The organism is Streptomyces sp. SID10853, from assembly GCF_010548145.1.
Taxonomy (GTDB): Bacteria; Actinomycetota; Actinomycetes; order Streptomycetales; family Streptomycetaceae; genus Streptomyces.
Genome location: NZ_JAAGLN010000045.1, coordinates 1 through 19,786, shown reverse-complemented (window position 1 = coordinate 19,786; position 19,786 = coordinate 1). Strand labels below are relative to the sequence as shown.

At 70.9% G+C, this 19,786-nt stretch carries 14 protein-coding genes and 2 pseudogenes; 12 read left to right on the top strand and 4 right to left on the bottom strand.

Annotated features, from left to right (window positions below; genetic code table 11):
- Positions 1-34: 34 nt before the first annotated feature.
- Positions 35-496 carry a GNAT family N-acetyltransferase gene (locus tag G3I19_RS12000; protein ID WP_239074192.1) on the top strand — a complete coding sequence of 154 codons (462 nt, stop codon included), beginning with the start codon at positions 35-37 and terminating at the stop codon, positions 494-496.
- A gap of 50 nt (positions 497-546) precedes the next feature.
- Positions 547-660, top strand: a pseudogene (locus G3I19_RS37440) (Uma2 family endonuclease); the annotation flags it as partial.
- Between the two features lie 83 nt (positions 661-743).
- Here the strand turns inward: G3I19_RS37440 and typA are convergent.
- Both typA and G3I19_RS11990 read right to left on the bottom strand, forming a co-directional pair.
- Positions 744-2,615 carry a translational GTPase TypA gene (gene typA / locus G3I19_RS11995; protein WP_164263001.1) on the bottom strand — a complete coding sequence of 624 codons (1,872 nt, stop codon included), beginning with the start codon at positions 2,613-2,615 and terminating at the stop codon, positions 744-746.
- 340 nt (positions 2,616-2,955) lie between these two features.
- Positions 2,956-5,226, bottom strand: coding sequence for an ABC transporter family substrate-binding protein (locus tag G3I19_RS11990; protein ID WP_164262999.1), 2,271 nt, complete (start codon positions 5,224-5,226; stop codon positions 2,956-2,958).
- A 343-nt stretch (positions 5,227-5,569) separates the two neighbouring features.
- Here G3I19_RS11990 and G3I19_RS11985 point away from each other — a divergent pair, with 343 nt between their 5' ends.
- The 5 genes from G3I19_RS11985 (at position 5,570) to G3I19_RS11965 (ending at position 11,103) form a co-directional block, all read left to right on the top strand.
- Positions 5,570-5,887, top strand: coding sequence for a hypothetical protein (locus G3I19_RS11985; protein WP_164262997.1), 318 nt, complete (start codon positions 5,570-5,572; stop codon positions 5,885-5,887).
- A gap of 31 nt (positions 5,888-5,918) precedes the next feature.
- Entirely contained in the window at positions 5,919-6,743 is an 825-nt protein-coding gene (locus G3I19_RS11980; RefSeq protein ID WP_164262995.1) for a hypothetical protein, read from the top strand.
- A gap of 14 nt (positions 6,744-6,757) precedes the next feature.
- Positions 6,758-8,896 carry a fumarate reductase/succinate dehydrogenase flavoprotein subunit gene (locus tag G3I19_RS11975; RefSeq protein WP_164262993.1) on the top strand — a complete coding sequence of 713 codons (2,139 nt, stop codon included), beginning with the start codon at positions 6,758-6,760 and terminating at the stop codon, positions 8,894-8,896.
- Positions 8,893-9,663: a succinate dehydrogenase/fumarate reductase iron-sulfur subunit gene (locus G3I19_RS11970; protein WP_164262991.1), complete on the top strand. Its 771-nt coding sequence runs from the start codon at positions 8,893-8,895 to the stop codon at positions 9,661-9,663. The genes G3I19_RS11975 and G3I19_RS11970 overlap by 4 nt, the downstream gene beginning before the upstream one ends.
- 327 nt (positions 9,664-9,990) lie before the next feature.
- Positions 9,991-11,103, top strand: a complete 1,113-nt coding sequence (locus tag G3I19_RS11965) for a LacI family DNA-binding transcriptional regulator (protein WP_164263037.1) — start codon at positions 9,991-9,993, stop codon at positions 11,101-11,103.
- A gap of 134 nt (positions 11,104-11,237) precedes the next feature.
- On the opposite strand, the gene G3I19_RS37435 is transcribed toward G3I19_RS11965, so the two are convergent.
- The gene (locus G3I19_RS37435) at positions 11,238-12,422 is read right to left on the bottom strand and encodes an acetylxylan esterase (RefSeq protein ID WP_239074191.1); all 1,185 of its coding nucleotides are present in this window, start codon (positions 12,420-12,422) and stop codon (positions 11,238-11,240) included.
- A 289-nt stretch (positions 12,423-12,711) separates the two neighbouring features.
- On the opposite strand from G3I19_RS37435, the gene G3I19_RS11950 reads away from it, so the two are divergent.
- From G3I19_RS11950 to G3I19_RS11935, 4 genes are all read left to right on the top strand, one after another.
- A complete protein-coding gene (locus tag G3I19_RS11950; RefSeq protein ID WP_164262989.1) occupies positions 12,712-13,956 on the top strand; it encodes a sugar ABC transporter substrate-binding protein in 1,245 nt (414 codons plus the stop codon).
- A 127-nt stretch (positions 13,957-14,083) separates the two neighbouring features.
- Positions 14,084-14,962 carry a sugar ABC transporter permease gene (locus tag G3I19_RS11945; RefSeq protein WP_164262987.1) on the top strand — a complete coding sequence of 293 codons (879 nt, stop codon included), beginning with the start codon at positions 14,084-14,086 and terminating at the stop codon, positions 14,960-14,962.
- Positions 14,959-15,807: a carbohydrate ABC transporter permease gene (locus G3I19_RS11940; RefSeq protein ID WP_343235074.1), complete on the top strand. Its 849-nt coding sequence runs from the start codon at positions 14,959-14,961 to the stop codon at positions 15,805-15,807. Before G3I19_RS11945 ends, G3I19_RS11940 begins: the two co-directional genes overlap by 4 nt.
- Before the next feature lie 66 nt (positions 15,808-15,873).
- On the top strand, positions 15,874-17,073 hold the full coding sequence (locus G3I19_RS11935; protein ID WP_164262985.1) for a family 1 glycosylhydrolase: 1,200 nt from the start codon (positions 15,874-15,876) through the stop codon (positions 17,071-17,073).
- Between the two features lie 268 nt (positions 17,074-17,341).
- Here the strand turns inward: G3I19_RS11935 and G3I19_RS11930 are convergent, their stop codons facing one another.
- Complete coding sequence (locus G3I19_RS11930) at positions 17,342-18,340, bottom strand: hypothetical protein (protein ID WP_164263033.1); 999 nt, start codon at positions 18,338-18,340, stop codon at positions 17,342-17,344.
- Positions 18,341-18,635: 295 nt separating this feature from the next.
- Between G3I19_RS11930 and G3I19_RS11925 the strand changes: the two are divergent.
- Positions 18,636-19,786: pseudogene (locus tag G3I19_RS11925) on the top strand (TPM domain-containing protein); the annotation flags it as partial.

Sequence of the window (19,786 nt, the reverse complement as noted above, 5' to 3'; positions counted from 1 at the left end):
CGCCGTGCAAGCGACATGTGTTTCGATGGCTCCGATGACTGCTCATGTCCGTCCCCGCCACGAATCGGACCTGGACTCCTGTGTCCGGATCCTCGCCGACGTGCACGCCGTGGACGGCTATCCCGTCCACTGGCCCGCCGACCCGGCCGGCTGGCTCACGCCGGACGGGCTGCTCGGGGCCTGGGTGGCCGAGGTCGGCGGAGAGGTGGCCGGGCACGCGGTGCTGTCGCCGGGTGAGGAGGCGGGCACCTGCGAGGTGAACCGGCTGTACGTCTCCCCCGCCGCCCGCGGCCACCGGCTCGGCGAACTCCTGATGGACCAGGCCACCCGCACGGCAAGAGAGTCGGGCCTGCGGCCGGTCCTGAACGTGGTCACCGCCAACACCGCGGCGGTCGCGCTCTACGAACGCCTGGGCTGGACCCGCACGGCCACCCAGCACGCGCCCTGGAGCCAGGACCCGGCGGTCATGGTGCACCTGTACCGGAGCCCGGCCTGACGGCGGACGGGCCAGGAGCAGCCGCGGATGTCCGGGCGCCGCTATCGCTACGCTACCGGCAGAAGGCCCCGTACATCTTCGGCGACACCGTCGCGCTCGGGCCGTGGTCCGTGGAGACCAGCGGCTTCCGGCGGTACGGGAAGCCGGGCGACCAGGCACGCTGATCAGCACGCGAGACGCCCGGCCCCCCACCGGTCGTGGTGGAGGGCCGGGCGCGGTCCGGGGGCAGGCCCCCGATGGGGCGGGGTCAGCGCTTGGCGCGTGAGGCGCTGCGGCCGCGCTCCTTCTGGTCCAGGACGACCTTGCGGATACGCACGGTCTCCGGGGTCACCTCGATGCACTCGTCGTCGCGGCAGAACTCCAGCGACTGCTCCAGCGACAGCTTCCTGGCCGGCACCACGTTCTCCGTGGTGTCCGCGGAGGCGGCACGCATGTTGGTGAGCTTCTTCTCCTTGGTGATGTTCACGTCCATGTCGTCGGCGCGCGAGTTCTCGCCGATGATCATGCCCTCGTAGACCTCCGTGGTGGCCTCCGTGAAGATGACACCGCGCTCCTGGAGGTTGACCATCGCGAACGGCGTCACGACGCCCGCGCGGTCCGCGACGAGCGAGCCGTTGTGGCGGGTCCGCAGGTCGCCGAACCACGGCTCGTGGCCCTCGAAGATCGAGTGCGCGATACCGGTGCCACGGGTCTGGGTGAGGAACTCCGTACGGAAGCCGATCAGGCCGCGCGACGGCACGATCCACTCCATACGGACCCAGCCCGAACCGTGGTTCGTCATGGTCTCCATACGGCCCTTGCGGGTCGCCATCAGCTGGGTGATGGCGCCGAGGTGCTCCTCGGGCGAGTCGATCGTCATGCGCTCGATCGGCTCGTGCGTCTTGCCGTCGATCTGCTTGGTGACGACCTCGGGCTTGCCGACGGTCAGCTCGAAGCCCTCGCGGCGCATCTGCTCGACCAGGATGGCGAGCGCGAGCTCACCACGGCCCTGGACCTCCCAGGCGTCGGGGCGCTCGGTGTCCAGGACGCGGAGCGAGACGTTACCGACCAGCTCGCGGTCCAGGCGGTCCTTGATCTGCCGGGCGGTGACCTTGTGGCCCTTGCCGCCCTTGCCGACCAGCGGCGAGGTGTTGGCACCGATGGTCATCGAGATGGCCGGCTCGTCCACCGTGATCAGCGGCAGCGCGATCGGGTTCTCGGGGTCGGCCAGGGTCTCGCCGATCATGATGTCCGGGATACCGGCGATGGCGCAGATGTCGCCCGGACCGGCCTTCTCGGCCGGCTTGCGGGTGAGCGCCTCGGTCATCAGCAGCTCGGTGATGCGGACGTTGGACATCGTGCCGTCGCGCTTCATCCACGCGACGGTCTGGCCCTTGCGCAGCTCGCCCTGCTCGACGCGGCAGAGCGCGATACGGCCGAGGAAGTTGTCCGCGTCGAGGTTGGTGACGTGCGCCTGGAGCGGGGCGTCCGCGTCGTACTCCGGCGCCGGGACGCTGGAGAGGATCGTGGAGAAGAACGGCTCCAGGTTGTCGCTGTCCTGCGGGACGGTGCCGTCGTCGGGCTTGGTCAGCGAGGCGACGCCGTCCCGCGCGCAGGCGTAGACGATCGGGAACTCGATCTGGTCCTCGTCGGCGTCCAGGTCCAGGAAGAGGTCGTACGTCTCGTTGACGATCTCGTCGATCCGGGAGTCCGGGCGGTCCGTCTTGTTCACGCAGAGGATGACCGGCAGCTTGGCGTCCAGGGCCTTGCGGAGCACGAAGCGGGTCTGCGGCAGCGGTCCCTCGGAGGCGTCGACGAGGAGAACGACCGCGTCCACCATCGAGAGACCGCGCTCGACCTCACCGCCGAAGTCGGCGTGGCCGGGGGTGTCGATGATGTTGATCGTGATGACGTCGCCGCCATCCTTGGGGTGGTACTTCACGGCCGTGTTCTTGGCCAGGATCGTGATGCCCTTCTCACGCTCCAGGTCGTTCGAGTCCATCATGCGGTCGTCGAGGTGCTCGGCGGCGTGCGCGGCGAAAGCGCCGGCCTGCTTGAGCATGGCGTCGACCAGGGTGGTCTTGCCGTGGTCGACGTGGGCGACGATGGCTACGTTACGGATGTCGTGGCGCGTGGGCATGGGTGGCTTGCGCTTCTCTCAGCTCGTGGGATGCGGCGTCTGTCCTGGTACGCCCGCCGGGCGGACGCGCCACGGCCAGTCCCATGGTACGGGGCCTGCGCACCCGGGGCTTCCCGGGCGCTGGTTACCGGCCCCCGGCCCCTGTGTGCCAAGGGTCACGCGGGGGCGGGGCGGGTCTCGCGGGCCGGCTTGCGGCGCGGGACACCAGCTTGCCCGCCGGCGGGGCCGGCGGGCAAGTGGAGTGGTCGGGCCCGGCCCTCGACCGGGACCCGGGATCACCGCGACGACCTGCGGTGATGCGCAGTCCCTGCCGGGTTCGGGGCCGGTCGGCGGGGGCCGCTCAGGACTTCTTGGCGGACTTCAGGAAGCCGATGTCCTGGTACACGGGGGCGGCGAAACCGAAGGCTCCGGCGTTCGCGACACCGCGCTTCGCGGCGACGAGTTCCGGTCGCTGATAGAGCGGAATCGATCCGGCGGTGGCCCAGATATGGGCGTCGGCCTGCTTCACCAGGTCCCGTGCGGCCTTCTCGTTCAGCTCGCCGGACGCCCGGTCGAAGAGCTGGTCGATGCGCTCGGTGCCGACCCGGGTGTAGTTCTGGTCGACCATGAGGGAGCCGTCGGACGCGACACCCGGCTTGGCGTAGATCGGCCGGGCGTCCGTGGCCGGGTAGGCGGTGGCGGGCCAGGAGTAGAGGGCCAGGTCGTAGTCGCCGGACGCGATGTGGTCCTTGAAGTAGCCGGCGCTGTCGACCTTGCTGACCACCGTGCGGATACCGACCGCGTCCAGCTCCTGGGTGATCTTGGTGCCGACGCTGTTGAGCACCTCGGAGCCGGGGCCCGAGGGGAGCACGAAGCGCAGCGTCAGCGGCTTGCCGTTCTTGGCGAGCACCGCGGCGGGTGCGGCCGCGGCCGGGGCGGGGGTGCCCTTGGGTGCGTAGGCGCCCGTCACCTGGTGCTTCTCGTCACCGGACGCGGCTCCGGACTTGGAGTCGGATGAGCCGGAGGACTCGGAAGACCCGGACTTGGAGTCGGACTTGGAGTCGTCCGACGAGCCCGCCCGGGACTTCGACGCCGCGGGCTGGGCCGATGCGCCGTCGGCCTTGGCGGACGCGGCGGGCCGGGCCGATTCCTGCGGCTTGCCCGACGCCTCAGGCTTGCCCGATGCCTCAGGTTTCCCGGACTCCGCCGGCTTGCCCGATGCCTCAGGCTTGCTTCCGGCCTTGGTGCCCTGCCCTGTCTCGCGCGCACCCCCGGCCTTCCAGCCCGCGTCGGCCAGCAGCGCCTGGGCCTGCCGCGGGTTGTGGTCGCCGATGGCCCCGCTGCTGTCCGCGTAGTCCTCCTGCCCGGCCAGGGCGAGATGGCTGCCGGGCGGCAGGGCGGGCAGCCCGAGCGGCTTCAGCACGTCCGATGCGATCTCCTTGCGGTCCAGCGCCCTGGCGACCGCCCGGCGGACCCGCTCGTCGGTGAGGGGGCCCGAGCTGCCGTTCATGGCCAGCTGGGTGAAGGCGGGCTCCAGGGACTTACGGACCACATAGCCGTGCAGGGCCTTCTGCTGCCGGGCGTACTCCTGGCGGTCCTTGCGGGTCTGCTCGGCGGCCCGGCTCGCGGCCTCCTCGGCCTGCGGGCCGTCCGCGCCGTGCGCCGCCGCCCAGTTCAGCAGGGCGTCGGCCGGCTGCACTTCGCTGCCGGGGCCGTGGGTCAGCGGCTGCCCGTTGTTCCCGTCCTTGTCCGCGAGGGTGATCCGGCCGGCGTCGGGTCCGCTGATGTCCGCCAGGTCGAGTGAGCCCGCGGTGAGGGCCGCGGTGCGCTCCTCGGCCGGTACGGCGGTCAGGACGAGCGAGTCGAGCTTGGCGGGCTGCCCCCACCAGTGCGGGTTGCGGACCAGCTCGACCTTCTTCGCCCCCGCGTCCACGCTCTTGATGCTGAAGGGCCCGGCCGTCGCCGTGAGCTTCTTGCGCGCCCCGTCGTTGAAGGTGTCCGGGGTGCCCATGACCTCCTTCGGGTACAGCGGCGTGAAGAGTGAACGCCAGTCCGCGTACGGCTTGTTGAAGGTGACCTCCACCTCCAGGTCGTTCTTGCCCTTCTCGATCTTCTCGATCCGGTCGTACCCGGCGTTGCGCGCGGTCCAGAACCCCGAGTCCCTGCCGCTGAGCGCCCGCCACTGGGCCACGAAGTCGGGAGCCCCGATCTCCCGGCCGTTGCTCCAGACCGCCTTCTGGTTGATCCGGTAGCGGACCACCTGCTTCGGCTCCTGCTTGATGACCTTGGCCGATTCCAGATAGTCGCCGTTCAGCTGCGGCTTCCCCGAGCGGTCGAGCGTGAACAGTGCGGGGAGCACCGCGCCCGCGATCCGGGAGGTGGACGCGTCGGCGTCGGCCTGGAAGGTGTTCAGGGTGGCGGGCATCGTGTCCACCGCCCAGCGCAGGGTGCCGCCGTCGGCGACCCGGGCACGCGAAGCCGTCGCGATGTCGGGGCCCACCGCCTTCGCGCTGCTGCCGTGCTCATCGCTCGAACCGCACCCGGCCAGCACGGGCAGCGCGAGTACACCGGTGGCGAGGAGCGCGACGCTGCGACGCTTCGCTCTCCCGTGTGGGACGCCGACGTGGGACATGGCTGATACCTCCGGGGCCGACCCCGCTCATCCCTGCCGGGAATCCCGTCCCTGCTGGGAATGAACGTGAATCTTCGGGTTTGGTGGCATTTCATGTTGATCACACCTATGACCCCTTCACTGAAGGGGAGGCCCCGCACCGCCCGTGGGAGACACGGCGGGACACCGCCCGAAGCCCACCCGTGCGGAGCAATGGGGGCGCTCGTACGGACATGCACCACCGGGGCGTGCGCCCCCAGCTCCCGGTGGATCCGTCCGTATCCCTTCACAAGCGTGATGTGACGCGCGACACTCTCCGACGCGCGATCGTTTGCCGTCCGCACCGGCGGAAGTGAGGCAAGTCATGCCCCTGCAAGACGATGTGACCGCCGCCCAGCGCTGTCTCGATGAGCTGGTCCGCTCGCTCGGCCCGCTGGAGGAGCGGCTCGGCAGCGGCCTGGAGATCCGCCGGGTCCGTACCGACGCCGGTCATCTGCGCGAGAGCCTCGCCCTGCTGCGCGAAGCCGTACCGGCCGCGGGCCCCGCGGCCGGCCGCCCCGATCTGGTCACCATCTCCGATGCCCCGTACGACACCACGCTCTGGTCGGCCGCCGCCTCATCCGCGACGGGCGACTACGTGGACGACGAGGGGATCGGCGCCCGCGACCGGCACGCCCCCTGATCCCGGATCGGCCGACGAAGTGGAGTCCCCGTTGGCAACAGGCACGGAACCCCGGCCCGGCCCCGGCACGGGCGTACACGACGCCTCGCGCGCCGCCATCGCGGCCCGCCATCTGCGGACCGACCGCTGGTGGCTCTCGCCCGCCGCCACCGCGGCCGGGCTGCTCCTCTTCGTCGTGTACTCGACGTGGCGGGCCTTCGCGAACGCCGACTACTACACGGCGCCCTACGTCTCGCCCTTCTACTCCCCCTGCCTGGCGGAGAAGTGCGTACCCATGCGGCACGGACCCGACTGGGACCTCTTCGGCAGCTGGTGGGGCATCTCCCCCGCCATCCTGATCCTGGTCTTCCCGCTGGGCTTCCGGCTGACCTGCTACTACTACCGCAAGGCGTACTACCGGGGCTTCTGGGCGTCCCCGCCGGCCTGCGCGGTGGCCGAGCCGCACAAGAAGTACAGCGGCGAGACCCGTTTCCCGCTGATCATGCAGAACATCCACCGGTACTTCTTCTACGCGGCCGTGGTCATCGCCGGGATCCTGACGTACGACACGGTGCTGACCTTCCGCGACGAGCACGCCCACTGGGGCCATATGGGCCTCGGCTCGGTGGTCTTCGTCGTCAACGCCGTACTGATCTGGGCGTACACCGCCTCCTGCCACTCCTGCCGGCACATCGTGGGCGGACGCCTCAAGCACTTCTCGCGGCACCCGGTGCGCTACCGGCTCTGGGGCGGGGTCAGCAAACTGAATGCCCATCATATGCAGCTCGCCTGGGCGTCGTTGATCAGCATCGCGGTCGCCGACTTCTACGTCTATCTCGTCGCTTCCGGCGTCTTCGACGATCCGAGGTTCTTCTAGATGAGGTTTTTTGGATGACGACTCAGCTCGACCGGCAGCAGTGGGACGTCGTGGTCGTCGGCGCGGGCGGCGCCGGGCTGCGCGCCGCCATCGCCGCCCGCGAACAGGGCGCCAGGACCGCCGTGATCTGCAAGTCGCTCTTCGGCAAGGCCCATACGGTCATGGCCGAGGGCGGGATCGCGGCCTCCATGGGCAATGTGAACTCGGGCGACAACTGGCAGGTGCACTTCCGCGACACCCTGCGCGGCGGGAAGTTCCTCAACCAGTGGCGGATGGCCGAACTGCACGCCCAGGAGGCGCCCGACCGGGTCTGGGAGCTGGAGACCTGGGGCGCGCTCTTCGACCGCACCCCGGAAGGCAAGATCTCCCAGCGCAACTTCGGCGGCCATGAGTATCCGCGCCTCGCCCATGTCGGCGACCGGACGGGCCTTGAGCTGATCCGCACCCTCCAGCAGAAGATCGTCTCGCTCCAGCAGGAGGACGCGCGTGAATTCGGCGACCCCGAGGCGCGGTTGAAGGTGTTCCAGGAGTGCACGGTGACCCGGATCCTCACCACGGCGGCGGAGGACGGGCCAGCGGCGGCGGAGGACCGGCCCGCGGCGGCGGAGGACGGGCGCGCGGCGGACGGCGGATCCACTGCGGGTGACGCCGCGGGTGACGCCACGGCCGCGCCGGACGGCGGCTCCCCCACGGGTGAACGGGTCGCGGGCACCTTCTGCTACCAGCGCGAGTCGGGCCGGTTCTTCGTCCTGGAAGCGCCCAGCGTGGTCCTCGCCACCGGCGGTATCGGCAAGTCGTTCAAGGTCACGTCGAACTCCTGGGAGTACACCGGCGACGGCCACGCACTGGCGCTGCTCGCGGGCGCGCCCCTGCTGAACATGGAGTTCGTGCAGTTCCACCCGACCGGGATGATCTGGCCGCCCTCGGTGAAGGGGCTGCTGGTCACCGAGTCGGTGCGCGGCGACGGCGGGGTGCTGCGCAACAGCGAGGGCAAGCGGTTCATGTTCGACTACATCCCCGATGTCTTCAAGGAGAAGTACGCGGAGTCCGAGGAGGAGGGCGACCGCTGGTACGAGGACCCGGACAGCAACCGCAGGCCGCCCGAGCTGCTGCCGCGCGACGAGGTGGCCCGCGCGATCAACTCCGAGGTCAAGGCGGGCCGCGGCTCGCCGCACGGCGGGGTCTACCTCGATGTGTCGACGCGGATGCCCGCCGAGGTCATCAAGCGCCGGCTGCCCTCGATGTACCACCAGTTCAGGGAGCTGGCCGATGTCGACATCACCGCCGAGCCGATGGAGGTCGGCCCGACCTGCCACTACGTGATGGGCGGGATCGCGGTGGACTCGGAGACCGCGGCGGCACTCGGTGTGCCGGGGCTCTACGCGGCGGGCGAGGTCGCGGGCGGCATGCACGGCTCCAACCGGCTCGGCGGCAACTCCCTCTCCGACCTGCTGGTCTTCGGCCGCCGGGCCGGGCTCCACGCCGCGCGCCACTCGGCCTCGCTTCCCGTACGGCCACAGGTCGACGAGGACCGGATCGACGCGGCGGCGGCCGAGGCGCTGCGGCCCTTCAGCGCCGAGAGCCCCGGCACGGGGAGCGGCGCGGACACGACGGCAGCGGCGGAGGCAGGGGCTGCGGCAGTGGCTGCGGCGGAGAATCCGTACACCCTCCACCAGGAGCTCCAGCAGACCATGAACGACCTGGTCGGCATCATCCGCCGCGAGGCCGAGATGGTGCAGGCCCTGGGGAGACTGGCGGCGCTGCGGATACGTGCCAGGCGGGCCGGGGTCGAGGGGCACCGGCAGTTCAACCCGGGCTGGCACCTCGCGCTGGACCTCCGCAACATGCTGCTGGTCAGCGAGTGCGTCGCACGCGCCGCGCTGGAACGGACCGAGAGCCGCGGCGGCCACACCCGCGAGGACTTCCCCGCCATGGAGCACAGCTGGCGCGGGATCAATCTGCTGTGCCGGCTGGCCGGTCCCGCGGCCGGCGGTCAGGCCCAGGCGGTCGTCGGCCGGTCCCCGGCGGAGCCGGACGCGGGCCGGATCGTACTCGTCCGCAAGCAGACCGTGCCGATCCGTCAGGACCTGCTCGCCCTTTTCGAGCGGGAAGAGCTGGTCAAGTACCTCGCCGAAGAGGAGTTGTACGAGTGAGTTCGTACGAAGCACGCTTCAGGGTCTGGCGCGGGGACACGGACGGCGGTGAGCTGCGGGACTTCACCGTCGAGGTGAACGACGGCGAGGTGGTCCTCGACATCATCCACCGCATCCAGGCGACGCAGGCGTCCGATCTGGCGGTGCGCTGGAACTGCAAGGCCGGCAAGTGCGGTTCGTGCAGCGCCGAGGTCAACGGCCGGCCACGGCTGATGTGTATGACGCGGATGTCCGTCTTCGCGCGGACGGACACGGTCACCGTGACCCCGCTGCGGGCGTTCCCGGTCGTCCGGGACCTGGTGACGGATGTGTCGTTCAACTACGCGAAGGCCCGCGAGGTGCCCGCTTTCGTACCACCGGAGGGCGTGAAGCCGGGCGAGTACCGGATGCAGCAGGTGGACGTGGAACGTTCGCAGGAGTTCCGCAAATGCATCGAGTGCTTCCTCTGCCAGGACACCTGCCACGTGGTGCGCGACCACGAGGAGAACAAGGCGGCCTTCGCCGGCCCGCGGTTCCTGATGCGGGTCGCCGAACTGGACATGCACCCACTGGACGCAGCGGCGGACGCCGGACTCGACCGGAAGCGGACCGCGCAGGAGGAGCATGGGCTCGGCTACTGCAACATCACCAAGTGCTGCACGGATGTCTGCCCGGAGGGCATCAAGATCACCGACAACGCCCTGATCCCCCTGAAGGAGCGGGCCGTGGACCGGAAGTACGACCCGCTGGTCTGGCTGGGGAACAAGATCGGACGCCGCCGCGAGTGAGTACGGTCCCCTCGTGAGTGAGTGAGCGAGCGAGCGAGCGCGAGTGAGTACGGTCCCTCGTGAGTGAGTACGGTCCCTGCGGCCGGGCAGGCCCGGGGACCGCAGGTCCTTGCCCGGGGACCGCAGGTCCTGGCTTGCCCGGGCGCCGGGTCCGCACCTAGGGTGAATGCGCTTTCATGCGTGGGACCTTTCCATGATCCGGACGAGACGTCCCGGACGGCGGACAGGCACCACGGGCGCTGAGCGTCCGCCCAGCGCCGGGGGCACCGGGCGGGCCGGTGCCGGGACGAGGATCAGGCGGTCGATCGGGTGAGCACAGCCCCTACGGTGTACGACGTCGCCGAGCGGTCCGGTGTCTCCATCGCGACCGTGTCCCGGGTGTACCGCAACCCGGACTCGGTGCGGGCCCAGACCCGCGAGCGGGTGCTCGCCGCGGCCCGCGAGCTGGGGTACGTACCGAGCGGGAACGCCCGGGGCCTGGCCAGCCGCTCCACCGGGGTGCTGGGGCTCTGCTTCCCCGACTACGCCGACCCGGACACCGACACCGGGGCGGACGACGAGACCGACGACAACGCCGCGATGCTCTACTCCGACCAGATCATCCGCGGCATGGAGCGGGCCGCGCGGCGGCACGGGTACGCGCTGCTGATCGCCGCTTCGCTCAAGGGCGGCCCGGAAAGCCTGGTCGCGAAGGTGGCGGGGCGGGTCGACGGGTTCGCCGTCCTGGCCAGGACCGTGCCGACCGAGGACCTGGAGGTCATCTCGCGGCGACTGCCGGTGGTGATGCTCGCCGGACCCCGCGAGATAGACCACCTGGACCACATCGAGGCCGCGAACTCCGACGGCCAGCGGCAGCTGACGCACCATCTCATCGAGGACCACGGGCTGCGGCGGCTCACCTTCATCGCGGGCGAGCGGGACTCGCCGGACGCCGAGGCCCGCTTCCGCGGCTATCAGGAGGCGTGCCGGTCGGCCGGTCTGCCGGTGGCCGAAGAGCCCGATCTGCGGGTCCCGATGATGACGCAGGCGGAGGGCGCGCGGGCGGCCGGTGTCCTGCTCGACCGTGACAGTGCGGGTCCGCCGCAGGCCATGCTCTTCGCCAACGACCAGATGGCGGCGGGGGCCCTGCACGCCCTGGAGCGGCGCGGGGTGCGGGTGCCCGGGGACGTGGCGGTGACCGGTTTCGACGGGATCCCGCTCAGCAGACTGGTCCGTCCCGCGCTCACGACGGTGCGGCAGCCGATGCGGCGGATGGGCGAGGAAGCGGTGGAACGGCTGGTGCGCCGGCTCACCGGGGCGGACAGCGACGAGCCGATGTCGCTGATGCTGCCGGTGACGCCGGTCCACCGCGAGAGCTGCGGCTGCGGCCCGGCGGAGGTCTCCGGCCCGGCCGGTCCCGACTCCCCGGGGCGCGAATCCCCGGAGACCCCGGCCGGCTGAGGAACGGGGCAGCCCTCTCAGGCCCCCTCCTCTCAGCCCCCTCCTCAGGCCACCTCCTCTCAGGCAGCGCCCTTACCCCTCTCAGGCAGCCCCCTCCTCAGCCCCCTCTCAGGCAGGCGCCTCAGGCAGGCGCCTCAGACCGCCTGCCTCGCGAAGAACTCCTGCTTGGCCAGGGTGAGTTCCCGCGCCTCGGCCTCGGTGCCCGGGTGCTCGAAGTGTCCCGCCGACAGGACCCGCAGCTCCCCCTTCTCCGCAAGCCCGTTGACGACCGCGAACTGCCCCGGCGGCGGCACCGAAGGGTCGAAGCGGGCCGCCGCCACCAGGACCGGAACCCGGATCCGCGTGGCCGCGGTCGCCGCGTCGAAGTACCGCAGCACGTCGGTGACTTCGGGGTGCGAACGATGGTACGTACGGACCGACTCACCGCTCCCCACGCACGGCAGCGTCAGCCGCAGCGGGTGGTTACCGAACGTCGGGACCGTCAGCTGCCCCGCCGCGAACCGCGCGTCCCAGGGCAGCGCGAGCGCCCCGAGCCCACCGCCGAAACTCTCCCCGAGATACCCGAGCCGGGGACCGGCGACGGGGCCAAGGCCGGGATCGGGGGCAGGACCAGGGCCGGGACCGGGATCGGAGCCAGGGCCGGGACCAAGTCCAGAGCCGGGACCGGGGCCGGGACCGGGGCCGGGACCGGGGGCAGGGCCAGGGCCGGGAACAAACCCAGGGCCGGGACCGGGGCCGGGACCGAGCCGGGAGACAAGACCAGACCCCGGCCCGCCCCTGCGGTCCAGCTCCGGCACCAGCGCGAGCAGCGCGGACGCCGCGCACCACAGGTCCGCCACGCAATCACCGATGACATAGGTGTCCCGCGACCCGATCCCGTACAGCACATGCCCGTCGGCCGTGGCCGGGATCCCGGGCAGCAGGCTCCGGTCCCCCATGCCACGCACACAGGGCAGCAGCGCGGCCGACCGGGGCAGCGGCAGGGGTACGTCGGGGCCCGCCGCATCACGTCCGCCGTACCCGTGACCGATAACGAAGCCGTGCTCCACCGGCCCCTCGGCGGGCAGCACCAGACGCCCGCCGATCCGGACGCCGCCGACCGATGTGTAGGTCACGGCGAAGATCCGTACGCCGTCCCGCTCCTCCTCCAGCCGGCCGGTCTCCGGCGCCGGGTCGACCCGCAGGGCGGCCTCGTACCTGGACCGCCAGAACGCGTCGAAGTCCCCGGGCGCCGCCGGGACCCCGACGCGCCGCAGATCGTCCAGGGTGTGGCCGTACGCCGGGTCGAAGGAGAAGTCGTGCGTGAAGTGAGCACCCATGCGCGCGACCCTAACGGCCTCGACACACCCGCTCCCCCCTGTCCCCCACCCCTGCTCCCTGCTCCCCCAGCCCCCTACCTCCCACCCCCACCAAAAGCGAAATCGGTCACTATTGCTTCTAATGGGCAAAGTTCCGGCATAACTTACTTAAAGCGCAGCACCCCGGCCGACGCGCCCGTTACGCGAGTGTGACCAGATCCCCCCTTGCCACCCGCCAGGCCCGTGCCACACAGTTATGTATGCGCTTACAGACAGCGCATACATCGGGAAGCTCAAGGAGGAGCCGTCCATGCACCGCGCCGCCAGAACCGCATCGGCCGCCGTCGCCATCGCGTCGGCCTTCACACTTGCCGCATGCGGCAGTTCCGGTGGCAGGAGCGTCGCCGCCGACAAGAAGCAGACGCTCACCGTCTGGGCCATGGGCGCCGAGGGCGAGAAGCTCGCCGACGTCGCGAAGGTGTACCAGAAGGCGCACCCGAACATCACGGTGAAGGTCACGCCGGTCGGCTGGGACGTCGCCCACCAGAAGCTGGTCTCCGCTGCCGCCGCCGGCACCATGCCGGACATCGCGCAGATGGGCGGCAGTTACATGGGCGAGTTCGCCGACCTCGGTGTGCTGGAGCCGGTGGACACCAAGACCTTCAAGCAGGGCGACTTCTTCCCCGCCTCCTGGAAGCAGGGCGTCGTCGACGACACGGCGTACGGCGTGCCGTGGTACGTCGACACCCGCGTCCTCTACTACCGCACCGACCTCGCGAAGAAGGCCGGCATCACCAAGGCCCCCGCCACCTGGAAGGAAATGGAGCAACTCGCCTCCGCCTACCAGCAGAAGGCCGGCACGAAGTGGGGTCTCTACATCCAGCCGAGCGGCCTGGACACGGTGCAGAGCTTCTACCCGTTCCTGTACTCGGCCGGCGGCGGCATCGTCGACGACAAGGGCAAGATCGTCATCGACAGCCCCGCATCCGTCCGGGCCTTCAAGGAGTACGGCTCGTACTTCAGCAAGGGCCTCATCAAGAAGAGCGTCCAGCCCGGCTACGACGTCATCAAGGACTTCGGCAACAGCTCGGTGCCGATGTTCTTCGGCGGCCCCTGGCAGACCAGCATGATCGACGAGGGCCAGCCGCAGCTCAAGGGCAAGTGGGCCGTGGCGAAGATCCCCGCCGACAAGGCATCGGTCTCGATGGCGGGCGGCTCCAGCCTGACGATCTCCAAGGACAGCGGCCACAAGGCGGCGGCCAAGGAGTTCATCTCGTACCTCACGGGCGCCAAGGGCCAGGCCGACTGGTTCGAGCGGTCCAAGGACCTGCCCGCCAACACCTCGGCGTGGCAGACCGGTGAGCTGGCCACCGACCCGAGCCTGAAGGTCTACGGCGAGCAGATGAAGACCGCGCGGTCGTCGCCGGTCCAGCCCAAGTGGACCGAGATCACCTCGAAGGTCGACACGGCCATCGAGTCCGTCACCCAGGGCAAGGCGTCCGCCGAGGACGCCGCCAAGAAGGCCCACTCCGACATCGAAGGTCTCGTGAAGTAGGCGACATGAGCACCACGACCGTCCGGGCGGCGAGACGGCCCGCAAGCAGGCGGGGCCGGGGGCCGCGCGGCCGGGCTCCCCGGCCGCCGGGCCGTCGGGGCGGCGGCCGGGCGGCAGGCGGCGGGCCATGGGCGTACAGAACGCGGCGGGCTGGCTGTTCTCCACCCCGTTCCTCGTCCTGTTCGGCGTCTTCATGGCCTTCCCGATCGTCGCGACGCTCGTCATGAGCTTCACCGACTTCGGGCTGCGCAATGTCACCGACCCGCTCAGCGCGAAGTTCATCGGCTTCGACAACTACACGCACCTCTTCAGCGACGACAAGTTCCTCACGTCGCTCTTCAACACCGCGTACTTCGTGGTCATCGGGGTGCCGCTGACGATCGTGCTGGGCCTCGCCGTCGCCGTCCTGCTCAACAACGGCATCGACCGGGCACGGACCTTCTTCCGGATCGGTTTCTACGCGCCGGTGGTCACCAGCATCGTGGCCGTCGCCGTCGTGTGGCGCTTCGTGCTCGACCCCTCGGACGGTCTGATCTCGGGCCTCTTCTCCGAAGTGGGCCTGACCGCACCGGACTTCCTCGGGTCCCAGAAGCTGGCGATGCCCTCGCTGATCGCGATGGCCGTCTGGCGCAACGTCGGTACGGTCATGGTGCTCTTCATCGCCGGGCTCCAGGCGATCCCCGCCGATGTGCGGGAGGCCGCGAAACTGGACGGCGCCGGGATGTGGCAGGAGTTCCGCCGGATCACCGTGCCGCTGCTGCGCCCCACGATGCTGTACGCGACCGTGATCACCACCATCGGCTATCTCAATGTGTTCGAGGAGCCGTTCGTGATGACCCAGGGCGGCCCTTCGGACTCGACCCTGACGGTCTCGCTGGACATGTACCGCGAGGGCTTCAACTTCTTCCACATGGGTTATGCGAGCGCGATGGCGTATGTCCTCTTCGTTGTGATCATGGGCATCACGGTGCTCCAGCTCCGACTGCTGAAGGACAACACCAAGTGAGCGACATCCGTGCCACAGGCGGCGCACGCCTGAAGAAGCCGTTCGTCTACGTGCTGCTCTCGGCCGGTCTGCTGGTCATGTCGGCGCCCTTCCTGTGGATGGCGCTCTCCGCCTTCAAGACCAACAAGGAGCTGGGCGCGAGCCCGCCGGTCTGGATCCCGACCACCTGGACGCTGACGCACTTCAGCGAGCTGCTCGACAAGCTGGACCTGCCGCTCTACTTCCTCAACTCGGTGATCGTGGCGGTGCTGGTCACCGTCTGCAATCTGGTCTTCTGCTCGATGCTCGGCTACGCGCTGGCGAAGCTGCGGTTCGCCGGGCGCAGCAAGGTCTTCGCGCTGGTACTCGGCGCCCTCATGGTGCCCGGCAATCTGATGCTGCTGCCGCTCTTCGTGCTGATGAGCAAGCTGCATCTGATCGACTCGTACGCGGGTCTGGTCCTGCCCTTCGCCGCCGGCGCCTTCGGGGTCTTCCTGATGCGTCAGTTCATGCAGTCGATCCCGGACGAGCTGCTCGAAGCGGCCCGGATGGACGGCGCCCGCGAGTGGTACATCTTCTGGCGGATCGTGATGCCGCTGGTCAGGCCCGCCCTCGCGACCCTTTCGATCATCACCTTCCTGGGCTCCTGGAACAACTTCGTCTGGCCGCTGATCGCGACCAACGACCCCGGGAAGTACACGCTGCCGGTGGCCCTGGCGACGTTCGCCACCGACCCCAACCAGTCGGCGGGCTCCAACGGCATGCTGATGGCCGGGTCCCTCCTGGTGGTGCTGCCCGTGCTGCTCGTCTTCGCCGTGCTCCAGCGGCACTTCACCCAGGGCATCGCGACCGCCGGGATGAAGTAACCCGCCGCGTCCCGGCCGACGCCGGCTCCCCCACCCCCCTCACGTACGCACAAGAGAGACAGAGCGATGACGCACACCCCGACCCCGTTCCCCGAGGGCTTCCTGTGGGGGGCCTCCACCGCCGCCCACCAGATCGAGGGCAACAACACCAACAGCGACTGGTGGGCCAAGGAGCACAGCGCCACCGAGCACGTCGAGCAGCCGAGCCTGGACGCGTGCGACAGCTACCACCGCTGGTCCGACGACATGGATCTGCTCGCCGGACTGGGCTTCACCGACTACCGGTTCAGCATCGAGTGGGCCCGGATCGAGCCCGCCGAAGGCCACTTCTCCCGGGCCGAGATCGCCCACTACCGGCGGATGGTCGAGGGCGCGATCGCGCGCGGCCTGCGCCCGATGGTGACCCTGCACCACTTCACCGTGCCGCGCTGGTTCGAGGAGCGCGGCGGCTGGACCGCCGACGGCGCCGTCGGTCTCTTCGCCCGGTACGTGGCGGCCACCGCGCCCGTCATCGGTACGGGGGTGCGCCACGTCTGCACCATCAACGAGCCGAACATGATCGCCGTGATGGCCGGGCTCGCCAAGTCCGGCAACGACGGCTTCCCGCCGGCCGGTCTGCCGACGCCCGACGCCGACACCACGGACGCGGTCATCGCCGCCCACCACGCGGCCGTGCGGGCGGTCAAGGCCATCAACCCGGAGATCCAGGCCGGCTGGACCGTCGCCAACCAGGTCTACCAGGCGCTGCCCGGCGCCGAGGACGTCACGGCCGCCTACCGCCGCCCGCGCGAGGACGTCTTCATCGAGGCCGCACGCGGCGACGACTGGATCGGCGTGCAGTCCTACACCCGGACCATGATCGGCCAGGACGGTCCCGTCCCGGCGCCGGACGACGCGGAGCGGACCCTGACGCAGTGGGAGTACTACCCCGCAGCCGTCGGGCACGCGCTGCGCCACACCGCGGAGATCGCGGGTGACATCCCGCTCGTGGTCACCGAGAACGGCATCGCGACCGCCGACGACGCCCGCCGGATCGACTACTACACCGGGGCGCTCAGCGCGGTGGGCGCGGCCATCGAGGACGGGGTGAACGTCGCCGGGTATCTGGCCTGGAGCGCGCTGGACAACTACGAGTGGGGCTCCTACCGGCCCACGTTCGGCCTGATCTCCGTCGACCCGGAGACCTTCGCCCGTACCGCCAAGCCGTCCGCGGTCTGGCTGGGCGGGCTCGGCGGCAGCCGTGAGCTGCCGCGCGTCGCCGCCTGACCTGGCGCGCACCATGAACCGGGAGAGCCGGCGGTCCTGACGCCGCCGGCTCTCTCCCCTGCCTCCGGCGCCTCTCGCCCAGTCCCCGGCGCCTCTCGCCCTGCCTCCGCCGGCTCTTCCGGTCCGCGCCGCCTCTCGCCCTGCCTCCACCGGCTCTTCTGGTCCGCGCCGGCTCTCGCCCTGCCTCCGCCGGCTCTCCCTGTCCGCGCGCCCTTCCCCTTCTCCGGGCGGCAGGTGTCCGTTTCTCCGGGCGGCAGGTGTCCGTCCCTCAGCTCCAGCCCTTCCGGTACGCCGTCCAGTCGGCGTCGGTCGCGGCGAAGTCGACGTACAGCGCGACCCCGAAGTGCTCCCGGTCGCGGTCCTTCCTGCCGAGCCCGAGCCGTACCCCGCGCACCGCCGCCGCGACGGTCTCGGCGGACGCGAGGTGTCCGGGCTTCGTCTCGTGGTAGAAGGGCAGCCCCATCAGCAAGTCGGTTGATTCCGGGGTGACTTCGATGGCCAGCGCGGTCTGCTCCGCGACATAACCGCCGTACAGGCTCTGCAGCGGCAGCGCGGTGTCGTACGACATGACGGCGATCTGGTCCACCCGGCGGGCCACCTCACCGAAGTACGCCTGCGACCAGTACTTGGGGTGCCCGCTGAGCGCGCCCGCGACGGTGTGCAGGGCGGGCAGCGGGTCTATCTGGTGGGAGGCCACGGACAGCAGGACGCCCCGGTCCCTGGTGAGGGCGCGCAGCCGGTCGAGCAGCGCCAGATAGTCGCGGTCGCCCGAGTGCAGCGGCTCCAGGTCGAAGTGCGTCCCCTCGAAGCCCGCGTCGATGACCGCGCGCGCGGAGCCGACGACGGCGCTGCGGGAGGCGGCCCGGGTGAGGTCGAGTCCGTCCGGGCTCTCGGTGGCCAGCTGGTCGCCGAGCCATGCCTGGACGCGTACGCCGGGCAGCTCGCGGTGCACGGCGCCGATGAGCCACTTGGCCCCGGCGTACCGGGCGGGCGGCAGGGTCCCGTCGTCCTCCAGGGGCCCGGCGTGCACATAGAGGTCCCGCAGGCCGGTCCCCCGCAGCCGGGCCGCCAGTGCGTCCACGTCGCTGTCCTTCTTGCGGCCGTCGACCCAGGCGTGGCCGAGCCAGAGGGCGTCACGGCCGCGGGTGCGGGTGCCGTCGCGGTAGTCGCCCGCGTAGTCGGCGCGCAGGGCGATGCCCGCGGTGAGCACGGGGACGAGGACGAGGACGGCGGCTCCGAGTGCGGTCCGCCCGAGCCAGGTGCGCAGCGGACCGCGCGCCGGTCTGCGTCCCTGCCCTCGCGTCGGCTCTCGCTCCGGGCTCCGCTCCGGGCCTCGCTCCGGACTTCGCTCAGGTCTGTCGTGCGGTGCGATCCGGATCAGCAGGCCGGCCGCCGCGCGCCGTATCCGGACGGTCCAGTCGCGGACGGTCCGGTTCCGGACGGTCCTGTTCCGGGCGTCCCAGTGGCGCACTCGCACCCATGCCCCCCACGAGCTAGTACGGGTAAGCCCCACAGCGTAGCTGCGGTCGCGGGGTGCCCCGGACGGTCATACGCTCCCCCATGTGACGCCGCACGAGCCACCCGCACGGCCGCACACCGCCGGCCTCGCCGCTCGGGCCGCCGCGTTCATCGCGGTGTTCCTGCTGGTCGCGCCGGTACCGGCCGCGCACGCGGACGGTCAGGCGCACGCGCTCGACCTGTCCGGCCCCGGCAGAAGAGTCGACATGGGCGACGGCGCCCTGCTGGTGCCGCTCGCGCTGGTGGTCGTGGTCGGCAGCCTGGCGATCTACGCGTACACCCGCAGAAGGCGGCGCGCCGAGACCAGGACCACCCCCGCGGGCAGTGGACAGCAGCAGGGCTGGACCGGCGCGGGCACCGAGCGGATCGCGACGGCGCAGCTCGACACGGAGGCCGGGGAGCTGCTGGTGGCGACCGATGACGCCGTCCACACCAGTACGGAGGAACTGGGCCTCGCCACCGCGCGCTCCGGGGAGCGGGCCGCGGCACCGTACGCGGCGGCGCTGACCTATGCGAGGAGCGAGCTGGCGACGGCGTTCCGGCTCAGCCAGCAGCTCGACGACTCATCTCCCGAGGGCGGGACCGCCAGGCGGCACATGCTGGAGGAGATCATCGCGCGGTGTACGGAGGCCGGGCGGCGGCTGGACGAGGAGTCGGCCGGCTTCGACGGGCTGCGCGCCCTGGAACGGGACGCACCAGAGGCGCTGGCAGCGGCGGAGAGCGCCTTCCGGACGGTCGCGGGGCGGACCGGAGCTGCCGCTTCCACGCTTGCCGCGCTGCGGGAGCGGTACGCGGAGTCGGCATCGGCGCCGGTCGCCGGGAACGTCGAACAGGCCAGGGACCGGCTCCTCTTCGCGACGAACGGCCTCAACCGGGCCCGGCAGGAGGCGGACACCGGGGATCACGCGCGGGCCGCGGTGCACATCAGGGCCGCGGAGAGCGCGGTGGACCAGGCGGCGACGCTCATCGACGCGGTCGACCGGATGGCCCGGGAGGCGGCCGAGGCGGAGGTCCGGCTGACCGGTGCGCTCACCGAGACGGATGCGGACCTGGCGGAGGCCCGCGCCCTGCCCGCCGCCACCGCCGCGGGGGCCGCCGGGGCCGATTTCCAGAGCCGGATCGCCAGGGCGGGGACGGTCACGGCGGGCGTACGGCAGGAGCGGGAGCTGGGGCCGTACGACCCGGTGGACGCGCT

Coding starts and splice junctions, on each gene's coding strand:
- G3I19_RS12000 (WP_239074192.1), top strand. CDS start 35: ATGACTGCTCATGTCCGTCCCCGCCACGAATCGGACCTGGACTCCTGT.
- typA (WP_164263001.1), bottom strand. CDS start 2,615: ATGCCCACGCGCCACGACATCCGTAACGTAGCCATCGTCGCCCACGTC.
- G3I19_RS11990 (WP_164262999.1), bottom strand. CDS start 5,226: ATGTCCCACGTCGGCGTCCCACACGGGAGAGCGAAGCGTCGCAGCGTC.
- G3I19_RS11985 (WP_164262997.1), top strand. CDS start 5,570: ATGCCCCTGCAAGACGATGTGACCGCCGCCCAGCGCTGTCTCGATGAG.
- G3I19_RS11975 (WP_164262993.1), top strand. CDS start 6,758: ATGACGACTCAGCTCGACCGGCAGCAGTGGGACGTCGTGGTCGTCGGC.
- G3I19_RS37435 (WP_239074191.1), bottom strand. CDS start 12,422: ATGGGTGCTCACTTCACGCACGACTTCTCCTTCGACCCGGCGTACGGC.
- G3I19_RS11950 (WP_164262989.1), top strand. CDS start 12,712: ATGCACCGCGCCGCCAGAACCGCATCGGCCGCCGTCGCCATCGCGTCG.
- G3I19_RS11945 (WP_164262987.1), top strand. CDS start 14,084: ATGGGCGTACAGAACGCGGCGGGCTGGCTGTTCTCCACCCCGTTCCTC.
- G3I19_RS11935 (WP_164262985.1), top strand. CDS start 15,874: ATGACGCACACCCCGACCCCGTTCCCCGAGGGCTTCCTGTGGGGGGCC.